This window comes from Chryseoglobus sp. 28M-23 (assembly GCF_014789785.1).
Taxonomy (GTDB): Bacteria; Actinomycetota; Actinomycetes; order Actinomycetales; family Microbacteriaceae; genus Microcella; species Microcella indica.
This window is the reverse complement of the sequence record NZ_CP061846.1, coordinates 2,432,488-2,450,113: the sequence shown is the minus strand read 5'-3', so window position 1 is coordinate 2,450,113 and position 17,626 is coordinate 2,432,488. Positions and strand designations below refer to the sequence as shown.

Annotated in this window: 16 protein-coding genes; 8 read left to right on the top strand and 8 right to left on the bottom strand. The window is 71.1% G+C overall.

Annotated elements, in window-relative coordinates:
* Positions 1 to 72 precede the first annotated feature (72 nt).
* A complete protein-coding gene (locus IE160_RS11960; protein ID WP_191151238.1) occupies positions 73 to 1,461 on the bottom strand; it encodes an acyltransferase family protein in 1,389 nt (462 codons plus the stop codon).
* A 92-nt stretch (positions 1,462 to 1,553) separates the two neighbouring features.
* Here IE160_RS11960 and IE160_RS11955 point away from each other — a divergent pair, with 92 nt between their 5' ends.
* Entirely contained in the window at positions 1,554 to 2,240 is a 687-nt protein-coding gene (locus tag IE160_RS11955; protein ID WP_179872752.1) for a TrmH family RNA methyltransferase, read from the top strand.
* A gap of 31 nt (positions 2,241 to 2,271) precedes the next feature.
* Entirely contained in the window at positions 2,272 to 2,640 is a 369-nt protein-coding gene (locus tag IE160_RS11950) for a nuclear transport factor 2 family protein (RefSeq protein ID WP_191151237.1), read from the top strand.
* Positions 2,641 to 2,661: 21 nt separating this feature from the next.
* Here IE160_RS11950 and IE160_RS11945 read toward each other — a convergent pair whose 3' ends face one another.
* The gene (locus IE160_RS11945) at positions 2,662 to 3,102 is read right to left on the bottom strand and encodes a DUF2256 and DUF3253 domain-containing protein (RefSeq protein ID WP_224744491.1); all 441 of its coding nucleotides are present in this window, start codon (positions 3,100 to 3,102) and stop codon (positions 2,662 to 2,664) included.
* Between the two features lie 192 nt (positions 3,103 to 3,294).
* A complete protein-coding gene (locus IE160_RS11940) occupies positions 3,295 to 4,614 on the bottom strand; it encodes an MFS transporter (RefSeq protein ID WP_191151236.1) in 1,320 nt (439 codons plus the stop codon).
* Positions 4,615 to 4,729: 115 nt separating this feature from the next.
* Here IE160_RS11940 and IE160_RS11935 point away from each other — a divergent pair, with 115 nt between their 5' ends.
* The 3 genes from IE160_RS11935 (at position 4,730) to IE160_RS11925 (ending at position 7,358) form a co-directional block, all read left to right on the top strand.
* Entirely contained in the window at positions 4,730 to 5,359 is a 630-nt protein-coding gene (locus tag IE160_RS11935; RefSeq protein WP_191151235.1) for a TetR/AcrR family transcriptional regulator, read from the top strand.
* Positions 5,360 to 5,457: 98 nt separating this feature from the next.
* On the top strand, positions 5,458 to 6,744 hold the full coding sequence (locus IE160_RS11930; RefSeq protein WP_191151234.1) for an adenylosuccinate synthase: 1,287 nt from the start codon (positions 5,458 to 5,460) through the stop codon (positions 6,742 to 6,744).
* A gap of 8 nt (positions 6,745 to 6,752) precedes the next feature.
* The gene (locus tag IE160_RS11925; protein ID WP_191151233.1) at positions 6,753 to 7,358 is read left to right on the top strand and encodes a GNAT family N-acetyltransferase; all 606 of its coding nucleotides are present in this window, start codon (positions 6,753 to 6,755) and stop codon (positions 7,356 to 7,358) included.
* Between the two features lie 196 nt (positions 7,359 to 7,554).
* Here IE160_RS11925 and IE160_RS11920 read toward each other — a convergent pair whose 3' ends face one another.
* The gene (locus IE160_RS11920) at positions 7,555 to 9,111 is read right to left on the bottom strand and encodes an IS1182 family transposase (protein WP_179871905.1); all 1,557 of its coding nucleotides are present in this window, start codon (positions 9,109 to 9,111) and stop codon (positions 7,555 to 7,557) included.
* 73 nt (positions 9,112 to 9,184) lie between these two features.
* A complete protein-coding gene (locus IE160_RS11915) occupies positions 9,185 to 10,009 on the bottom strand; it encodes a glycosyltransferase family A protein (RefSeq protein ID WP_191151232.1) in 825 nt (274 codons plus the stop codon).
* Positions 10,010 to 10,238: 229 nt separating this feature from the next.
* Between IE160_RS11915 and IE160_RS11910 the strand changes: the two genes are divergently transcribed.
* The 3 genes from IE160_RS11910 (at position 10,239) to IE160_RS11900 (ending at position 12,173) form a co-directional block, all read left to right on the top strand.
* Complete coding sequence (locus IE160_RS11910) at positions 10,239 to 10,628, top strand: hypothetical protein (RefSeq protein ID WP_191151231.1); 390 nt, start codon at positions 10,239 to 10,241, stop codon at positions 10,626 to 10,628.
* A 93-nt stretch (positions 10,629 to 10,721) separates the two neighbouring features.
* Complete coding sequence (locus tag IE160_RS11905) at positions 10,722 to 11,039, top strand: chorismate mutase (RefSeq protein ID WP_191151230.1); 318 nt, start codon at positions 10,722 to 10,724, stop codon at positions 11,037 to 11,039.
* A gap of 81 nt (positions 11,040 to 11,120) precedes the next feature.
* Positions 11,121 to 12,173: a DMT family transporter gene (locus IE160_RS11900; RefSeq protein ID WP_224744490.1), complete on the top strand. Its 1,053-nt coding sequence runs from the start codon at positions 11,121 to 11,123 to the stop codon at positions 12,171 to 12,173.
* Between the two features lie 24 nt (positions 12,174 to 12,197).
* On the opposite strand, the gene IE160_RS11895 is transcribed toward IE160_RS11900, so the two are convergent.
* From IE160_RS11895 to IE160_RS11885, 3 genes are all read right to left on the bottom strand, one after another.
* A complete protein-coding gene (locus IE160_RS11895; protein WP_224744489.1) occupies positions 12,198 to 14,591 on the bottom strand; it encodes an HAD-IC family P-type ATPase in 2,394 nt (797 codons plus the stop codon).
* A gap of 2 nt (positions 14,592 to 14,593) precedes the next feature.
* A complete protein-coding gene (gene purL / locus IE160_RS11890) occupies positions 14,594 to 16,906 on the bottom strand; it encodes a phosphoribosylformylglycinamidine synthase subunit PurL (protein WP_191151229.1) in 2,313 nt (770 codons plus the stop codon).
* Between the two features lie 196 nt (positions 16,907 to 17,102).
* Positions 17,103 to 17,615: a DUF3817 domain-containing protein gene (locus IE160_RS11885; RefSeq protein WP_191151228.1), complete on the bottom strand. Its 513-nt coding sequence runs from the start codon at positions 17,613 to 17,615 to the stop codon at positions 17,103 to 17,105.
* Positions 17,616 to 17,626 lie beyond the last annotated feature (11 nt).

The window sequence follows — 17,626 nt, the reverse complement described above, 5'->3', positions numbered from 1 at the left end:
AGTCGAGCAGGGACCACCGACATTCGAGAGGGGGAGACGTGGAGGCGTGTGCCCGGTGGAAAAGCCTTCTGATCAGGGCTTCTGTGAAGGAGCGGCGGGATCGTCACGGGGTGCGATTGAGGGTGCGGGTGCGGGCGGGTGTGCGGCCGCAGGCTCCGGCGCACCGCCCGCCTCACCCACCGGCTCCGGCACCCTGCGCCGCCGCCCGCGCAACTGCACGGCAAGCGCGAGCAGCAGCACGCCGAGTGCCGCACCCGCCGCCGGCGAGAACCCGACGAGCAGGATCACGGTCACCCCCGCGACTCCGAGCAGCACCTTCGTCGCCGCGAGCAGGGGTGACATCGTCACCTCGCGGTCGTCGTGCCGACTGCGGTCGAACTGCCGCACGAGCATGACGATGGGCACGAGCGCGACCGCGATCGCGACGAGGAAGAGCTGCCGCGTCTGCCACCACTGCAGGCTCAGCGGTTCGGGGAACGGCAGGTTCGAGATGAGCATGACGACCACGACGAGCACGATCACGGGCACGTGCCACAGGTAGATCGTCATCGAGTTCGCGTTCACCCACAGGCCGACGCGGGCGACGCGCGGCTTGTCGGCGAGTGCCCGCAGCCACGGGTGCGCCGTCGCGAACAGCATCAGCTGGCCCACCCCGAGCACGAGGATGCACACGGTTGGCGGGTTGAGGTTCTCGTACATGTCGGTCGAATACCCGAACACGGTCGTGAGGAACAGGAGCAGCGCGAACGCCGCCACGGCCAGCAGGAACAGCGCCCAGCGCGGTAGGACGCCGATGATGCCGTCGGCATACGCGAACCCGAGCTGCTGGATGAGCACCCACACGAAGAACAGGTTGAGGGCTCCGAGCAGCTCGAGGCCCGTCGCGGCCACGACGGAGTCGACCGTGACCGCCGCGAGCAGCAGCGCGCCGAGGGTCAGGCGCGGGGCCCGCTCGTGCAGGGCGGTCATCCCGGGAACCAGCCCCGCGCATCCGATGTACACCGCCAAGAACCACAGCGGCTGCCCGATGCGGAAGCCGACCTCGCGCAGAATGTCGGCGGGCAGCCCGGTGAGAGCGAGGATGGCGAGCGTGAGCCCGACGAGCGCGAACAACAGCACCGCCGGTCGCACGAGCCGCGTGATGCGCATGCGCACGTAGTCGGAGGCCGAGACGCCCGCGGCCCGCAGCCGCCGCCACTGCGTGAGGCTCGAGAACCCGCCCAGCAGGAAGAACAGCGGCATGACCTGCACGGCCCACGTCGACCACGCGAAGTTGGGATGCCCGTCCAGAGCGTTCGTGATCGTGAGGCCCTCAGGCCCCACCGTGAAGCCCGCCATCATCGCGTGCAGCCCGACGACGACGATGAGGCACGCGGCCTTCACGAAGTCGACCGCGGTGTCGCGCCCTGTGCTGGGCACGGGAGGCGGGGCGGCGGGCGAGCTCGCTTCGGTCGTGGCCACGCGGTCGTCCCTTCGCGATCGTCGGCGCTCGGCATCCGCCGACGTGCGCCGGCTGCTTCGAGGCTACGTCACGCCGGGGCTACGCTCGAGAAATGACTGACGGAGGAGAGTCGCGGGGGCTCGAGCGCACCCCCGAGCCCACGCCAGAGTGGACTACCCACGGCCTCGGTCCGCACCCTCGACCGTGGCCCGACGACCCCCGACTCGACCCCGAGCTGCTCGAGCACGGCGACACCCGCAACGTGCTCGACGAGTACCGCTACTGGAGCATGGCTGCGATCGTCGCCCACCTCGACGAACGTCGTCACCCCTTCCACGTGGCCATCGAGAACTGGCAGCACGACATGAACATCGGCTCGATCGTGCGCAGCGCCAACGCGTTCCTCGCGAGCGAGGTGCACATCGTCGGCCGCCGTCGCTGGAACAAGCGCGGCGCGATGGTCACCGACCGCTACCAGCACGTGCGCCACCACTCCGACATCGCCGAGCTCATCGCCTTCGCGCGTGCGCACGACCTGCCGATCGTCGCGGTCGACAATGTGCCCGGCTCCGTTCCCGTGGATGCTGCGCCCCTGCCGCGCGCGTGCATCCTGCTGTTCGGGCAGGAGGGGCCGGGGCTCAGCGAGGCGGCGCTCGCCGCGGCCGATCAGGTCATCGAGATCCGGCAGTACGGGTCGACGCGCTCGATCAACGCGAGCGCCGCGGCCGCCGTCGTCATGCACGAGTGGGTGCGGGTGCACGCGGCGGGAGCGGAGCATCCCGAGACGAACGGTTCTTGACGGCGCCCGCCGCAACCGGTGGACTGAGCCCATGACTGCGATCACCGACGATCTGCCCGCCCAGCTCATCCGCCAGGAGCACGACGGGTGGGAGGCGCTGTGCCGCGGCGAAGGCGGCACCCACTACCACCACGCGATGACCGAGGACGCGGTCATGATCGTCGATACGGGCGTCATCGAGCGCGGTGCCGTGCTCGCGGCGCTCGAAGGCTCCCCGTGGGACTCCTACGAGCTGAGCGAGCAGCGCGTCGTGCGCCTCGGCGACCGCGCGGCGATCCTCGTCTACCGGGCGCGCGCGGTGCGGGGCGACGATGTCGTGGACCGACGCATGAGCACGACATACGTGTACCAGGAGGGTCGCTGGCGCACGGCGGCGCACCAGCAGACGCCTGTCGTGTAGCGGCCCGGCACCGCCAGCGCCTCAGCGCACGGGACGCACCCTGATCGGTCCCTTCGCCGTCGACGGGTCGACGACCCGGCCGCCCTGCGTGATCTCGACCTCGCCCGCGGCGACGAGGCGTCGCGCGGCACGGCGTGCCGGCTCCATGAGCGCGCGCCAGGGCTCGGTTCCCGGCTCGGCGGTGGGCGCATCCGGGCGGGAGGCGGCGACGGCGCGCGCCGCCTCGCTCGGGCAGATCGTCGCGCCGGCCGCGCGGCTCGCCAGCAGGCTCCGGATGCTCGCCTCGAGCTCGCGATCCACCGCGGTCACGCCCCGCCGTCGGCACGCGTCGCTGCACCAGCGCACGTTCTCCCAGTCGCGCGCCCACCGTGCGCGCCACTCGATGCGCCGGCCGCACGCGGCGCAGTTCTTCGGCGCTCGCGCGGCCGAGTCGCCACTCTCGAGGTCTCTCTGTCGGCCCACGCTTACAGTGTCGGCGCCAACACCGTGAGTCGGCCGGGTGCCGGGCCGCGCGGGCCGCACCGCGCCCAGCACCCCGCCCATCTCCACAATTCAGGAGATGCGGCTCGGCCTCGGCGTCCACAGTCCCCAGGGTGAGGGCCGTACCGGCGCGTCGCGAGTCGGAGGCGCGCAGGATCTCCTGAGTTGTGGAGGTCAGCGTCGGCGCACGAGCAGCATCCCGACCGCGGCGATCACCGCGACGGCGACCCCCGTTCCGCCGAAGAGCAGCAGCGGGCCGCCCGCCTCGTAGGCGTGGCCGGAGACCATGGCGGCGATCGTCGCGGCGGCCAGACCGATGCCGCGCAACAGGCCCTGTGCCGACCCGGCTCGTGCGGGGTCGACGGCGTGGGCCATCGCGGCACCCGCGCCGATGACGGCGAGCGCCTGCCCCGTCGACTCCACGAACCCGAGCCCCGTGGCGACCCACGGGTTGCCGATGATGCCGTAGATGCCCACGATCAGCAGCAGCAGGAGGAGCCCGCGCCAGTAGGCCGCGACACCTCCGCGGCGGTCGGCGAGGCGCCCCGCCCAGGCGGCGAGGAGAACGTAGGGAATGGCGAAGAGGACGTAGCTCGCTGCCGTCAGCAGGGGGCCAGCCCCGATGTCGGCCATGTACCGCGGCCAGATGCCGTCGTACGCGCCGGTCGGCACCATGACGGCGGCGTAGAGCAGCACGATGCCGATGATGCTGGGGCGGCGCAGCAGGTCGAAGCTCGAGCGCGGGGTGGACGTCGCGGGAGGCGCCGCGGTGGGTTCGGCAGCGGGCTGGGCCGCGGGCTCGGGAGCGCGGTCGAACCCGACGACCCCGGCGGCGATGCCCGCCACGTCCGCGGTGATGCCGCCCGTGCGGGGGTGCGGGTCGTCCCCGAGCGAGGGTGTCGCGCGGTGCTCGCGGAACCCGAGGAGAACGGGCACGAGGGCCGCGAGCACGCACGCGGCGGCGACCGCGAGAATGACGGAGGGGGAGGCGATCGCGACTGCCGCACCCGAAGCGAGCGGCCCGACCGCGATGCCGGCGAGCTCGGCCGCTCCGAGGCGACCGAGCAGCTCGCCGCTGCGCGCGGGATCGCTGCGCACGAGCAGGGCGCTCGCGGCGATCACGAAGATGCCGAAGCCGAAACCGCCGAGCCCGCGCGCGGCGATGAGCTGCCAGCCCGCGCCGGCCGCGGCGCTCAAGGCGAGGGAGGCGGCGATGAGCAGCACGCCCGCGACCGCCATGAGGCGGGCGTGGCCGCGGTCGGCGGCGGGAGCGACGAGAAGCTCGGCGATGAGGGCGGCGCCGAAGCCGGCGGCGGCGAGGTAGCCGATCTCGGCGGTGCTCACGCCGAGGGTGCTCTGCAGGGCGGGAATGAGCGGGAAGATGACGAAGGACCCGCCGGAGAGCAGCACCATGCTCACGACGACGCTCGGCACGAGCCGCGCCGAGGGGCGCGGCGCCCGGGCGTGGGGGGCGGTGCGGGTGCGGCTGAGCATCCCGTTCTCTTTCCGGTCATGGTCGCGATGCGACCTTGTTATCCAACTGGACAATAAAGCTAGCACGTGCTGTCCACCTGGACAACGGGCCCCCGGTCGCGCCTATGCTCGAGGCGTGGCAGAACGCAAGACATCCGACGAGCGGCGCGACGAGATCGTGCGCGCCACGCTGCGCCTCGTCGCCACCAAAGGCTTCGCCGGGGTGACGCTGCGGGATGTCGCGGCCGAGGTCGGCGTCGTGCACGGGCTCATCCGCCACTACTTCGCGAGCCGCGATGAGCTCGTCGCCGCGGCCTTCGACGACGCCGTCACGCGCGAGCTCGCGAGCGACCGCGCCCAACTCGACGGGCTCGAGCCGCTCGCCGCCCTCGCCGGGTGGCTCTCCGCCACGCCCGAGCACCACTACCGCGTGTGGATCGACGCGTGGAGCGAAGCGCCCCGCACGCCCGCCCTCGCCGCCGCCCTCGACCGGCACCACCGCGACTGCGAGCGCATCCTCATCGACCTCATCGAGCGCGTCGTCGACGCGGGCATCGCGACGAGCGTCGACCCCGCAGCCGACGCGCGCATGCTCACCGCGGTGGCCGACGGTGTCGCCGTGCAGCACCACGCAATGGACATCATCGGGGTCGACGAGGCCGACACCATCGTGCTCGGCGCGGCCGAGCAGCGGCTGGGACTCGCCCCCGGCAGCCTCGCGCGAGCCCACCCCGCCCCCGCGCGCGGGCAGTGGGCCGCGGTCTGAAGCACCACCCGCGCCCGCGTGGGTGCCCGCCCGACCCCCGGTGCGGGCGAGGCCGATAGACTCAGGGGTCATCCCGACTCGATCCGAAAGGGACCGCCATGCCTGCCGTCGTCATCATCGGAGCCCAGTGGGGCGACGAGGGAAAAGGCAAGGCGACCGACCTCCTCGCCGGCCGCATCGACTACGTCGTCAAGTTCAACGGCGGCAACAACGCTGGCCACACGGTCGTCGTCGGTGACGAGAAGTACGCCCTGCACCTGCTGCCCAGCGGCATCCTCACCGAGGGCGTCATCCCCGTCATCGCGAACGGTGTGGTCGTCGACATCGAGGTGCTGTTCGACGAGCTCACGGCGCTCAGCGCGCGCGGCGTCGACGTGTCGAAGCTCCTCGTGAGCGGCAACGCCCACGTCATCACGCAGTACCACCGCACGATCGACAAGGTCACCGAGCGCTTCCTCGGCAAGCGCCAGATCGGCACGACCGGGCGCGGCATCGGCCCCGCCTACGCCGACAAGATCAACCGCGTCGGCATCCGCGTGCAGGATCTCTTCGACGAGAAGATCCTGCGCCAGAAGGTCGAGGGCGCCCTCGACCAGAAGAACCACCTGCTCGTCAAGGTCTACAACCGCCGAGCGATCCTGGTCGACGAGGTCGTCGACGACCTGCTGGCGTACGCCGAGCGCCTGCGCCCGATGGTCGCCGACACCGCCCTCGTTCTGCACGAGGCGCTCGAGCGCGGCGAGACCCTCCTCTTCGAGGGCGGCCAGGCGACGATGCTCGACGTCGACCACGGCACCTACCCCTTCGTCACCTCCTCGAGCTCGACCGCGGGCGGCGCAGCGACCGGCTCGGGCATCGGCCCGAACCGCATCGACCGGGTCATCGGCATCGTCAAGGCGTACACGACGCGCGTCGGCGCCGGGCCCTTCCCGACCGAGCTGTTCGACGAGTCCGGTGAATTCCTGCGCAAGACCGGCTTCGAGTTCGGCACGACGACGGGGCGCCCGCGCCGCTGCGGCTGGTACGACGCGCCCATCGCTCGATACACGGCACGCATCAACGGCGTCACCGACTTCGTCATGACGAAGCTCGACGTGCTCACGGGCCTCGAGCGCATCCCCGTGTGCGTCGCCTACGAGGTCGACGGCGTGCGGTTCGACGAGATTCCCGTCTCGCAGAGCGACTTCCACCACGCGAAGCCCGTCTACGAGGAGCTACCAGGGTGGACCGAGGACATCACCGGTGCGCGCACCTTCGACGACCTGCCGACGAATGCGCAGGACTACGTGCTCGCGATCGAGGCGATGAGCGGCGCGCGCATCTCGGCGATCGGCGTGGGGCCTGGCCGCGACGCGATCATCCAGCGCCACGACCTGCTCGACTGACGGCGAGCATGGCGTACCCGACGACCCCGCCGCCGTTCGAGGTGCTCTCCGGGCACGGCGTCACGCTCGAGCCGTACCGCGACGAGCATCTGCCGGGGCTCACGGCGGCGCTCGCGCACCGCGAGGTCTTCGCGGGTGGCTGGGGCGGTGGCCCGGCGGGCTTCCGAGAGGGCGAGGACTTCGCGCGCTGGCTGCCCGAGTACCTGCCGATCGGTCGCGGGCATCCGTACGTGGTGCGGGATGCCCGGGGCGAGGTCGTCGGAACCTCGAGCCTCACCGACTTCTCGCCGATCCTCCAGTACGCCCACCTGGGCTGGACGGCGTACGCGCCCGAGCACTGGGGCTCGGGCGTCAACGCCGCCTGCAAGCTCCTGCTGCTCGGTCACGTGTTCGCGCACGGCTACGGTCGCGTCAAGCTGCAAGCAGACATGCTCAACGAGCGCTCCCGAGCGGCGATGGCGAGCATCGGCGCGCACTTCGAGGGCGTCGTGCGGCGCGAGCAGCCCCGGTCAGACGGCTCGTGGCGCGACACCGCCCAGTTCTCGGTGACCATCGACGACTGGCCCGAGGTTCGCGCCGTGCTCGAGCGACGGGTCGCGCGCGGGCGCTCCTGAGCGCGAGCCCCTAGGAGACTGCTGAACAAGGGGTCTTGACCGTGGTCGGCTGGGCCGTGTCGGTTCTCTGGGCGGGCGTCGGTGGCTCGGTTCTTGGTCTGCCGTGCCAATAGTTGTCTGCCCGGAAGGCGGCGTTGCGGCACTGTTGGCGGGGGTTCCGCCGAGCTGCGACCGTGATTGGGCGCACTGGCTGGCTCTATCCGAGCGCCCAGTTCCCGTTGTGGAAGGTGAGGCCGAGGTTGAGAAGTCGTTTGAGGTTGATTCCGGCGGCGCGGGTGACCCACCAGGCGTTGTTCTTCGCGACGCCACGGAACGGCACGCGTCTGGCGTCGCGGGTGAGCCACGCGATTGAGCGTTCGACCATTGGCCGGTGTTGCCGGTAATCGGCTTGGAAGCCAGGATCCGCGGCTCGGGCCCGGTGTTCGCGTTTGATCCGGTCATGCGCAGTCACGGTCATCTTCCGTCCTCGCGCCGCCGTGGTGCATCGAAGCTTCAACGGACAGGAGGAGCAGACGCTGCCGAAGGTCACTGTTCCCTTGGCGGCGATCGGTCGGGTGACTCCGGCCGGGCAGGTCATCGTTCCCGCGGTGTCATCGACGGTGAAGTCATCGATGGTGAACCCGTCAGGAACCGCCCGGGCCAGCGGCATCGGCTTGATAATCGCGGTGTGACCGGCGGTTCCGATCTGGTCGAGCAGCTCACCGCTGCCGTAGGCCGAATCGGCCAGCACGTCGACCGGTTCCTCGCCGATGCTGGTATCGGCGGTGAGCAGCTCCGCCCCGCGGGCCGCGTCGCTGTTCGCCGCCCCGGACGCCTTCGTGAGGGCGGCAGCGGTGACCAGACCGGTGTCCGGCTCGATCACAACGTGGGCTTTGAAGCCGTCCTGCTTCTTCTCCCGCGACTTGTGCGCATGCCGGGTGTCCGGATCAACGGTTGAGATCATCCGCTCCGGGGCGACCTTCCGGGCGATCCGCCACCGCCCATCGGTGCCATCGGAATCCTCCGCCGGCTCAACGTCCTGCCCTGCGACCAGTGCCAGCAACGCCACCGTTTCCTGCTGCTTCTCGCTCAGTTCGACACCGTCGAGCTCCGCCAGCAGCGTCAACGCGTCGTTCACCAACGCTGAGACGAGCAGATCGCGGGCGGCCGGGTCATCCCAGGCAATGTCCGGCTTCCCAGGCGTGGAGTAGTCATGCCCGGGCAGGCCCGCGATGAGCTCCGCCGTTGCGGGGACCTCCCGCCCGACTCGGCGGATCTGCGCGATCAGCTGGGTCACCGTGTCCTGCCGGGCAACCGCATCGTCGAGGATCGTGGAATCGATCGCCCGTCGCCGTCGACCGGTCAACGCCCCCGACTGAGCGATGACCTCGGCCACGGCATCGAAGATGCGATGCGGCCGCTCACTGCCAGCCAGACGGCGCCGCCAATACGTCAACACCGACGGGTGGAACGCTGTCTGGGCCACCGCGAACCCACAGGCCGCTTTCCAGCGCAGATCAAACGTGACCGCCTCCGCAGTCTCCCGATCGGAGAGGTTATGAATCGTCTGCAACACCAACACCGACGCGATCACATCCGCCGGGATCGAGGGACGACCCCGCCCGGACGGGAACAGATCCGCGAACGCGTCATCCGGGAACAGTTGCCTCCGGTGAGCGGCCAGGAACGCGAACACCGACCCCCGCGGGAGCAAATGACCCGCCCAGGACTGAACATCCAACAGTTGACGCTGACCATCGTCACTACCCTGCATGAACCAAGTCTTAACCCGCAGCCCGGACCAGTCCGCAGGCGCGCCTTAAACCCCCGAATTGTTCAGCGGTCTCCTAGAGCGCGCCCCCCGCGGGCGCGAGCGGCTGCGGGGTCGGACTGGCGGTGAGGCCGGCCCGCTGGGACTGCTGCCGACGTAGCCAGCGCAGGATGGGGAACTCTCGCGGCCAGTGACGCATGATCGTGTACAGGCCGCGCCAGAGGCGCACGAGGAGCGCGCCGTCGAGGGAGAGCGGGCTCGCGGAGGCGGCGAGAGTCAGACGTCGATCGACCGCGATCCTGCGCTGCGGGCCGATGTGGATGCTCAGGTCGATGTCGTCGTGCATGCGCGCGTCGTGGCGGCACACCTCGCCGCGCACCTCGTTCCACACCGTGCGCCGCATCGCGAGGGCCGAGCCCCACAGCGGGGGGTGGCCGAGTGCGAGACCCACGAGCGCGAAGTACGACCGCATGTAGAGGCGCGAGGAGCGCAGGTGCGGCCGCCCGTCGTCGTCCATGAGCGTGCCGCCGCCCGTCACGGCGGCGAGCTCGGGGTGGCGCTCGAGCAGCTCGCAGACCGACGCGATCCAGGTCGCGCCCGGCACGCTGTCGGCGTCGACGCGGGCGATGAACTCGCCGCGCGCGGCGTCGTAGCCCGTGGCGCTCGCGGCGGGGATGCCCACCTCGCTCTCGTGCAGCACGACCGCGCCGTATCGGGCGGCGACCGCGGCGCTGTCGTCGGAGCTCGCGTTGTCGACGACGATGAATTCGAACGGCGGATGCGTCTGGGCGGAGAGCGCGTCGAGGCAGCGCTCCAGGTGGTGACGGTCATCCCGCACCGGAATGACGACCGAGACGGTCGCCCGCGGTCGATGTCGCATCGTGCCCGTGAGCGTGCTCATTGCCATCGTGTCCCCCAGACCTGTGATCCCCTCAGGCAACCCAACCGAACCGTCGGGGTAGCGTCAATCCGCCCCCGACCCCCTGGCGCGAGCCTCTACCGTGAGCTATGCTCCGCCACCGCCACTTCGGCCCCCCGAGAGAGAGGGGCGCAATGATTCCCTTATCGCTCGACAGGGCATGTCGTCAACCCCCTATTCGCGGTACGTCCAGGCTTCTACCGTCATGGGCATGACTCTGACGACACACCAGGTTTCGACCGCCACGGCGCCGCACCACAGTGCCGCCTCGTCGACGGTTCTCGACCCGACGGCCGAGCAGCTCACGCTGCCGGCCGCCTGCGGTCCCGTGAGCGCCGCGATTCGCGTGACCCTGTCGGGCTCCCCCGACCAGCCGCGCATCATCCTCTCCCTCGTCGGGCAGATCGAGCGCGCGATCATCGCGACGCCCGAGCTGCTCGCCGATGAGGACCTCCTCCTCGCCGACCGCATGCTCGAGGGCCTGCACGAGGATCTCTGGGCGGGAGTCGACCACCGCTGGGTGGAGGACCTCGAACTGCTGGAGGCGCGCTCCACCCTGCGCACCGCGATGCTCGAAGAGGGCGCGGGCGCAGGGAGGTAGGCCGACCCGCCACGCGCGGCGAGGCGCCTCGCGACTCACGCGTCGAGGGGCGCCGACCCGTGCGCGGGCCTGCGAGACAGTACGCTGTGGAGCATGGACGCCGCTGCCGCCGATGAGCTCGCCTCGTTGCGCAAGAGCATCGACAACATCGACGCGGCGCTCGTGCACCTCCTCGCCGAGCGCTTCAAGTGCACGCAGACCGTCGGTCGGCTCAAGGCGGCGACAGGCATGCCGCCGAGCGATCCCGATCGGGAGCGCGTGCAGATCGAACGCCTGCGGGCGCTCGCCGAGGAGGCGGAGCTCGACCCCGCCTTCGCCGAGAAGTTCCTCTCCTTCATCGTCGCCGAAGTGATCCACCACCACGAGCAGATCGCCTCCACCGGCAGTATCGCTGCATCCGGCAACGACTGACGGCTCTCGCCCGTGCGCGGGTATCGGACGGCGCGATCGGCGGGAGCCGTACGCGACCTCGCCGGGCAGTAGTCTCACTCCGTGAGTCACGAGAACCCCGCGGCGGCGACGCCTGAGCGCTCCGGCGCAGCCCCGTTCGACGGCGATGAGCCGGCACCCGCGACCGTCCCGGTCGCCCTCCCGGAGTCGACGGAGGCAGCGCCGACCGCGCCGTCCAGGTCTGATACCTGGATCGCCATCCAGTTCGGTCTCGCGGGCCTCGTGTGGGGCGCGAGCTTCCTCTTCATGGCGCTCGCCCTCGAGGGCCTCTCGCCGGCGCAGGTGGCGACGGGCCGCACCGTCTTCGGCGCGCTCACCCTCGGCCTCATCGCCCTCGTCACTCGCGACCGGCTTCCGCGCGACCGGCGCGTCTGGGGGCACCTCGCGGTGCTCTCGGTCACCTTCGCCGCGCTGCCGTACCTGCTCTTCGCATGGGCGCAGCAGTACCTCGCCTCCGGCGTCACGAGCATCCTCAACGCGACGACGCCGATTTGGACGGCCCTCCTGGCCGGGCTGCTGTTCAAGGTGGAGACGCTCGCTCGCGAGCAGATCATGGGCATTGCCGTCGGCACCCTCGGCGTCGTCGTCATCGTCGGCCCGTGGCAGGGGCTCGGTGCGGGCACGGGCGGCATCGTGCCCTACCTCGCCGTGCTCGGCGCCACTGCATGCTACGGCGTGAGCCTCAGCTACATGCGCCGCTTCCTGCGCGACAGCGGTCTCAGCGCCATCATGCTGTCGTTCGTCATGATCGCCCTCGCGGCGGTCTGGATGCTCATCCTCACCCCCGCGATCGGCCTCGACCCGATGACGCTCACGCCCTCGGTGGTCATCGCGATCGTGCTGCTCGGGGCGCTCGGCACGGGCTTCGCCTACGCGTGGAACCAGAACGTCGTGCGCGTGTGGGGTGCGACCCGGTCGGCGACCGTCACGTACATCTCGCCGGTCGTGGGCGTCGCGCTCGGCGTGCTCGTCCTCGGCGAGGTGCTCGTGTGGAACGAGCCGGTCGGCGCTCTGCTCGTGCTGCTCGGAGTGCTCCTCGCGCAGCGACGGCTGCGCCTGCCCGTGCGGCGACGTGCCCGCGCCGGGGTCGTCTAGCGCGGGCCGTGCGGTGATGCCCCTCTAGCGCGGGTCGCTGCGCGAGACGATCCGGTGCAGGACCTCGAGCAGGAGGGAGCCGATCGCGCTCGCTCCCACGGCAACCAGAAGGAGCTCGAGCGGGGCGGCACCGAGCTGCAGGAAGTCGACGGCGGCCGGGATCGCGAACACCACACCGAGCCCCGCGTAGGCCGCGACGACGACGAGGCTCGTGATCCACGTGAAGGGTCGCGAGAGGATCACGAGCACCCACAGCGCCGTGAGGGTGAGGGTGATGACGGCCGCCGTCTGCACGACGGGCGGGGCGTAGCCGCCGAGGTAGGCGTAGGCGACGACGGAGATGAGCGTGCCGCCCACGACGAGGCCGGAGGGGATGCAGAACCGCGCGGCCCGGCGCAGGAACCCCGGGCGGTAGCGCTGGATGTTCGGCAGCAGCGCGAGCACGAGCGCGGGCAGGCCGATCGTGAGGCCGTCGACGATCGACAGCTGCCGGGGCAGGAACGGGAACGGCCACAGCAGCGCCCCGAAGACGACGGCGAACAGGATCGCGTAGGTCGTCTTCGACAGGAACAGCTTGGCGAGGCGCTCGACGTTCGCGATGACCTGTCGTCCCTCCGCCACGACGCGCGGCAGGCGGCTGAACTGGCCATCCAGCAGCACGAGGCGGGCGACCGCGCGCGTCGCGGCGGCTCCCGACCCCATCGCGATGCCCAGATCGGCGTGCTTGAGCGCGAGCGCGTCGTTGACGCCGTCGCCCGTCATCGCGACCGTGTGGCCGAGGCGCTGCAGCGAGAGCACCATGGCCTTCTTCTGCTCGGGCGTCACGCGGCCGAAGACGCGGTGCTCGGCCATGATGGCGTCGAGCGCTGCGTCCTCCTCCGGCAACTGTCTCGCGTCGTACCCGGGGCCCTCATGATGGATGCCCGCCTCGCGCGCGACCGCCGCCACGGTGCGCGGGTCGTCACCCGAGATGACGCACAGCTCGACCTCCTGCTCGCGAAAGTAGCCGAGCGTCTCGTGGGCGTCGTCGCGCACCTTCTCGCGGAACGACACGAGGGCGACTGCCGCGAGGTCGGCGGGCAGGGCGGGCTCGGGCGGCCTCTCGCCCTCGGGCGCCTCGACGGGAGGGTCGAGAATCGCGTCGGTGCGGGCGAGCACGACGGTGCGCTCGCCGGCCGTCGCGCGCTCGTCGAACCGTGCGAGAGCATCCGCCGCATCAGGAACGTCGGCGAGGACGATGTCGGGGGCCCCGAGCACCCACGTGCCGCGGGCCGGGCCGTCGGCGAAGGAGACCGCGCTCCACTTGCGGCGGCTCGAGAACTCGATCGCGCGCACCGGCTGCTCGGTCGGCGGCGCGGTGAAGCGCTCGACGAGCGCACGGGTGGTCGCGTTGGCGTCGCGGTCGGCGCCCATCCAGGCGAGCACGGCCTGCGCGGCGGGCGCGAGGTCGGCAGCTGCGAGCGGCTCGACGCCGTCGAGCACCATGCGGCCCTCGGTGAGGGTGCCCGTCTTGTCGAGGCACAGCATGTCGACGCGCGCGAGGCCCTCGACGGCCGCGAGCTCCTGCACGAGCACTTCGTGCTGGGCGAGCTTCACGGCGCCGACGGCGAGCGCGACGCTCGTCATGAACACGAGCCCCTGGGGGATCATCGCGATGAGGCTCGCCGTCGCCGCGACCGCGGCCTCGCGCCACGCTCCCGACTCGATCGCGACCGCCCAGCCGCCGGCCGCCTGCATCTGGCCGTTGACGACGATCGCGCCGACCGGCAGCAGCAGCACGGTGATCCAGCGGATGATGCGCGCGATGCCGCCGCGCAGCTCGCTGCGCACGAGCGAGAACTGCTTCGCCTCGGCGGTGATGCGCGCGGCATAGGAGTCGCCGCCGACGCGGATCACGCGCGCGAGACCGCTGCCGGCGACGACCGTCGAGCCCGACATGAGCTCGCGCCCCGGGCCGGAGGCGACGGGGTCGGCCTCGCCCGTGAGGAGCGACTCGTCGACGTCGAGCCCGTGCGCCTCGAGCACCTCGGCGTCGGCGGTCACCTGGTCGCCCGCGGCGAGCACGAGGATGTCGTCGAGCACGACCTCCGCGGTGGGCGCCTCGATCGTCGTGCCCTCACGCAGCACTCGAGCCTTCGGGGCGTTGAGCACCGCGAGCCTGCTGAGAGTGATCTTGGCGCGGAACTCCTGCGCCACCCCGATGACGACGTTGGCGATGACGAAGAGCCCGAACAGGGCGTCCTGCCAGTAGCCCAGCACGAGCAGCAGCGCGAACGCGCCGCCGACGATGAGGTTGAACAGCGTGAACAGGTTCGCCTGCATGATGCGCCAGAACGAGCGCCCCGTGCTGCTCGGCATGGCGTTGCCCTGGCCGCGTTCGAGGCGCTCGCGCACCTCCGCCGCGCCGAGCCCCTGCACGGTCAGCCGCCGACGAGGGGGCCGAAGTGCTCGGGCAGCGTGCTGCGGTGGGCGACCGTGAGCTCGGCGTGGCTGAGGGTGAAGCGGTCCTGGATCTCGAGGCCGTCGACCTCGCCGTCGGTCACACCCACGCGCAGCACCGGCACGTCGCGTCCCGCGCACAGGCCGCGGAACTTCACGTCGTCCTCGCGGGCCACCGACACGAGCACGCGGGCGGTGGACTCCGCGAGGAGTGCGGCGAGAGCATCCACGCCATCGCGCTCCATGAGCTCGGTGATCCAGACGCGCGCGCCGACACCGAAGCGCAGCACGCCCTCGGCGAGGGTTGCGAGCAGTCCGCCGTCGGAGAGGTCGTGCGCGCTCGTGACGAGCGCCTCCTCCGCGGCCGCGGCGAGCAGCCCGCCGAGGTTGCGCTCGGCGGCGAGGTCGACGCGCGGCGGCAGCCCGCCCAGGTGGTCGTGGATCGTGCCCGCCCACACCGAGCCGTCGAGCTCATCGCGCGTGACGCCGAGCAGGTAGAGGTTCTCGCCCTCGTCCTGCCAGCCCGAGGGCAGACGGCGGTCGACGTGGTCGATGACGCCCATGACGGCGACGACGGGGGTCGGGTGGATGGGTACGTCGCCGGTCTGGTTGTAGAAGGAGACGTTGCCCCCCGTGACCGGGATGCCCAGCTCGAGGCACGCGTCGGCGAGACCCGTGACGGCCTGCTGGAACTGCCACATCACCGCCGGGTTCTCGGGGCTGCCGAAGTTGAGGCAGTCGCTCACCGCGCGCGGCACGGCTCCGGTGGCGGCCACGTTGCGGTACGCCTCGGCGAGGGCGAGCTGCGCTCCAGCGTAGGGGTCGAGCTGGCAGTACCGGCCGTTGGCGTCGGTCGCGAGCGCGACGCCGAGCCCGCTCTCCTCATCGATGCGGATCATGCCCGCGTCGTCGGGCGTCGCGAGGGCCGTGTTGCCCATGACGTAGTAGTCGTACTGGTCGGTGATCCAGCTCGGGTCGGCGAGGTTCGGCGACCCGAGCACGCGCAGCGCCTGCGTACGCAGCTCGGCGTCATCGGCGGGGCGGGGCAGGGCGACGGCGCTGTCGGCCTGCAGGGCGTCCTGCCACTCGGGGCGGGCGAGGGGGCGCTCGTACACGGGGCTGTCGATCGCGACCGTCTTCGGGTCGACGTCGACGATCTTCTGGCCCTTCCAGTGGATGACGAGCCGACCCGTGTCGGTGACCTCGCCGAGCACGCTCGTCTCGACATCCCACTTCGCCGTCACGGCGAGGAACGCCTCGAGCTTGTCGGGCGCCACGATCGCCATCATGCGCTCCTGGCTCTCCGACATGAGGATCTCCTCGGCCGTGAGCGTGGGGTCGCGCAGCAGGACGGCGTCGAGGTCGATGACCATGCCGCCGTCGCCGTTCGCCGCGAGCTCGCTCGTCGCGCACGAGATGCCGGCGGCGCCCAGATCCTGGATGCCCTCCACGAGCTCGCCACGGTACAGCTCGAGGCAGCACTCGATGAGCACCTTCTCGGCGAACGGGTCGCCCACCTGCACGGCGGGCCGCTTCGTCGGCCCGCCCTCGCTGAAGCTGTCGCTCGCGAGGATGCTCGCGCCGCCGATGCCGTCGCCGCCCGTGCGCGCGCCGAAGAGCACGACCTTGTTGCCGACGCCGCGCGCATTCGCGAGGTGCAGGTCCTCGTGCCGGAGCGCCCCGACGGCGAGCGCGTTGACGAGGGGGTTCGCCTGGTACACGGCGTCGAAGTACGTCTCGCCTCCGATGTTGGGCAGCCCGAGGCTGTTGCCGTAGTGGCTGATGCCGCTCACGACACCGGGCACGACGCGAGCCGTGTCAGCGTGGTCGATGGCGCCGAAGCGCAGAGCATCCATGACCGCGACCGGGCGGGCGCCCATCGAGATGATGTCGCGCACGATGCCGCCGACGCCCGTCGCCGCACCCTGGTACGGCTCGATGTAGCTCGGGTGGTTGTGGCTCTCGATCTTGAAGGTGACCGCCCAGCCCTCGCCGATGTCGACGACTCCCGCGTTCTCGCCCATGCCGACCATGAGGTGCTCGCGCATCTCGTCCGAGACCTTCTGGCCGAACTGACGGAGGTGCACCTTCGACGACTTGTAGGAGCAGTGCTCGCTCCACATGACGGAGTACATCGCGAGCTCGCCGCTCGTGGGGCGGCGACCGAGGAGGGCCTTGATCGCCTCGTACTCGTCGGGCTTGAGGCCGAGAGCCTCGAAAGGCTGGTGCTTCTCGGGCGTCGCGGCGGCGTTGTCGACCGTGTCGGGAGCGGGGATCGTCGCGGGGCTCGTCACGCGCTCAAGCCTATCGGCGGCCTAGGCTGGGAGACGCCGTTACCCGAGCCCCCGAGACGCTGAGTCCGGGGCCCCGAGCACCAGGAGAAGCATGAGCGCCAAGACCGTGTGGATGTACGTCATGATCGCCGTGCTCGTGTTCGTCGGCGCGATGTTCCTGGGGGCCGCGCTCAACCAGTAGCGGCGCGCGCTCCGCTCAGGCCTTGGGCACGGGCGGGCCGAGGATCAGCAGCACCGTGAAGAGCACCACGACGGCGAGCAGGATGAGTGCCGCCAGCAGGTACGGGTGGCCCAGCATCCACCGCACCAGGCGATCGAACCAGCGCGCGTCGCGGGGGTCGTCGGTCGCCTCGCGACGCCAGTCGCCCTCGAGCTTGCCCGCGCGGTGCGCCCAGATGTCGAAGGGGATCGTCGCGTAGGGGATGACGGCCGTGACGACGGCGAGCAGGCCGAGGCGCACGCTCCAGCGCTGGTTGATGGCGGTGAGGATCGCGGTCGCCCCGTAGGCGAGGAACACGAAACCGTGGATGCTGCCGCCGATCGTCACCGCGATCGCGAGGTCGCTCGTGGCGCGGAGGATGAGCCCCGTGATGAGGAGGGTCCACGTGATCGCCTCGGCGATCGCGACGATGCGGTACAGCTTCTTCGGGGTGAGGGTCGCGCGGGGGGCTGCGACGACGGGGGCGTCGTCGTGGGGAGTGGTCGTCATGGTGACCAGCA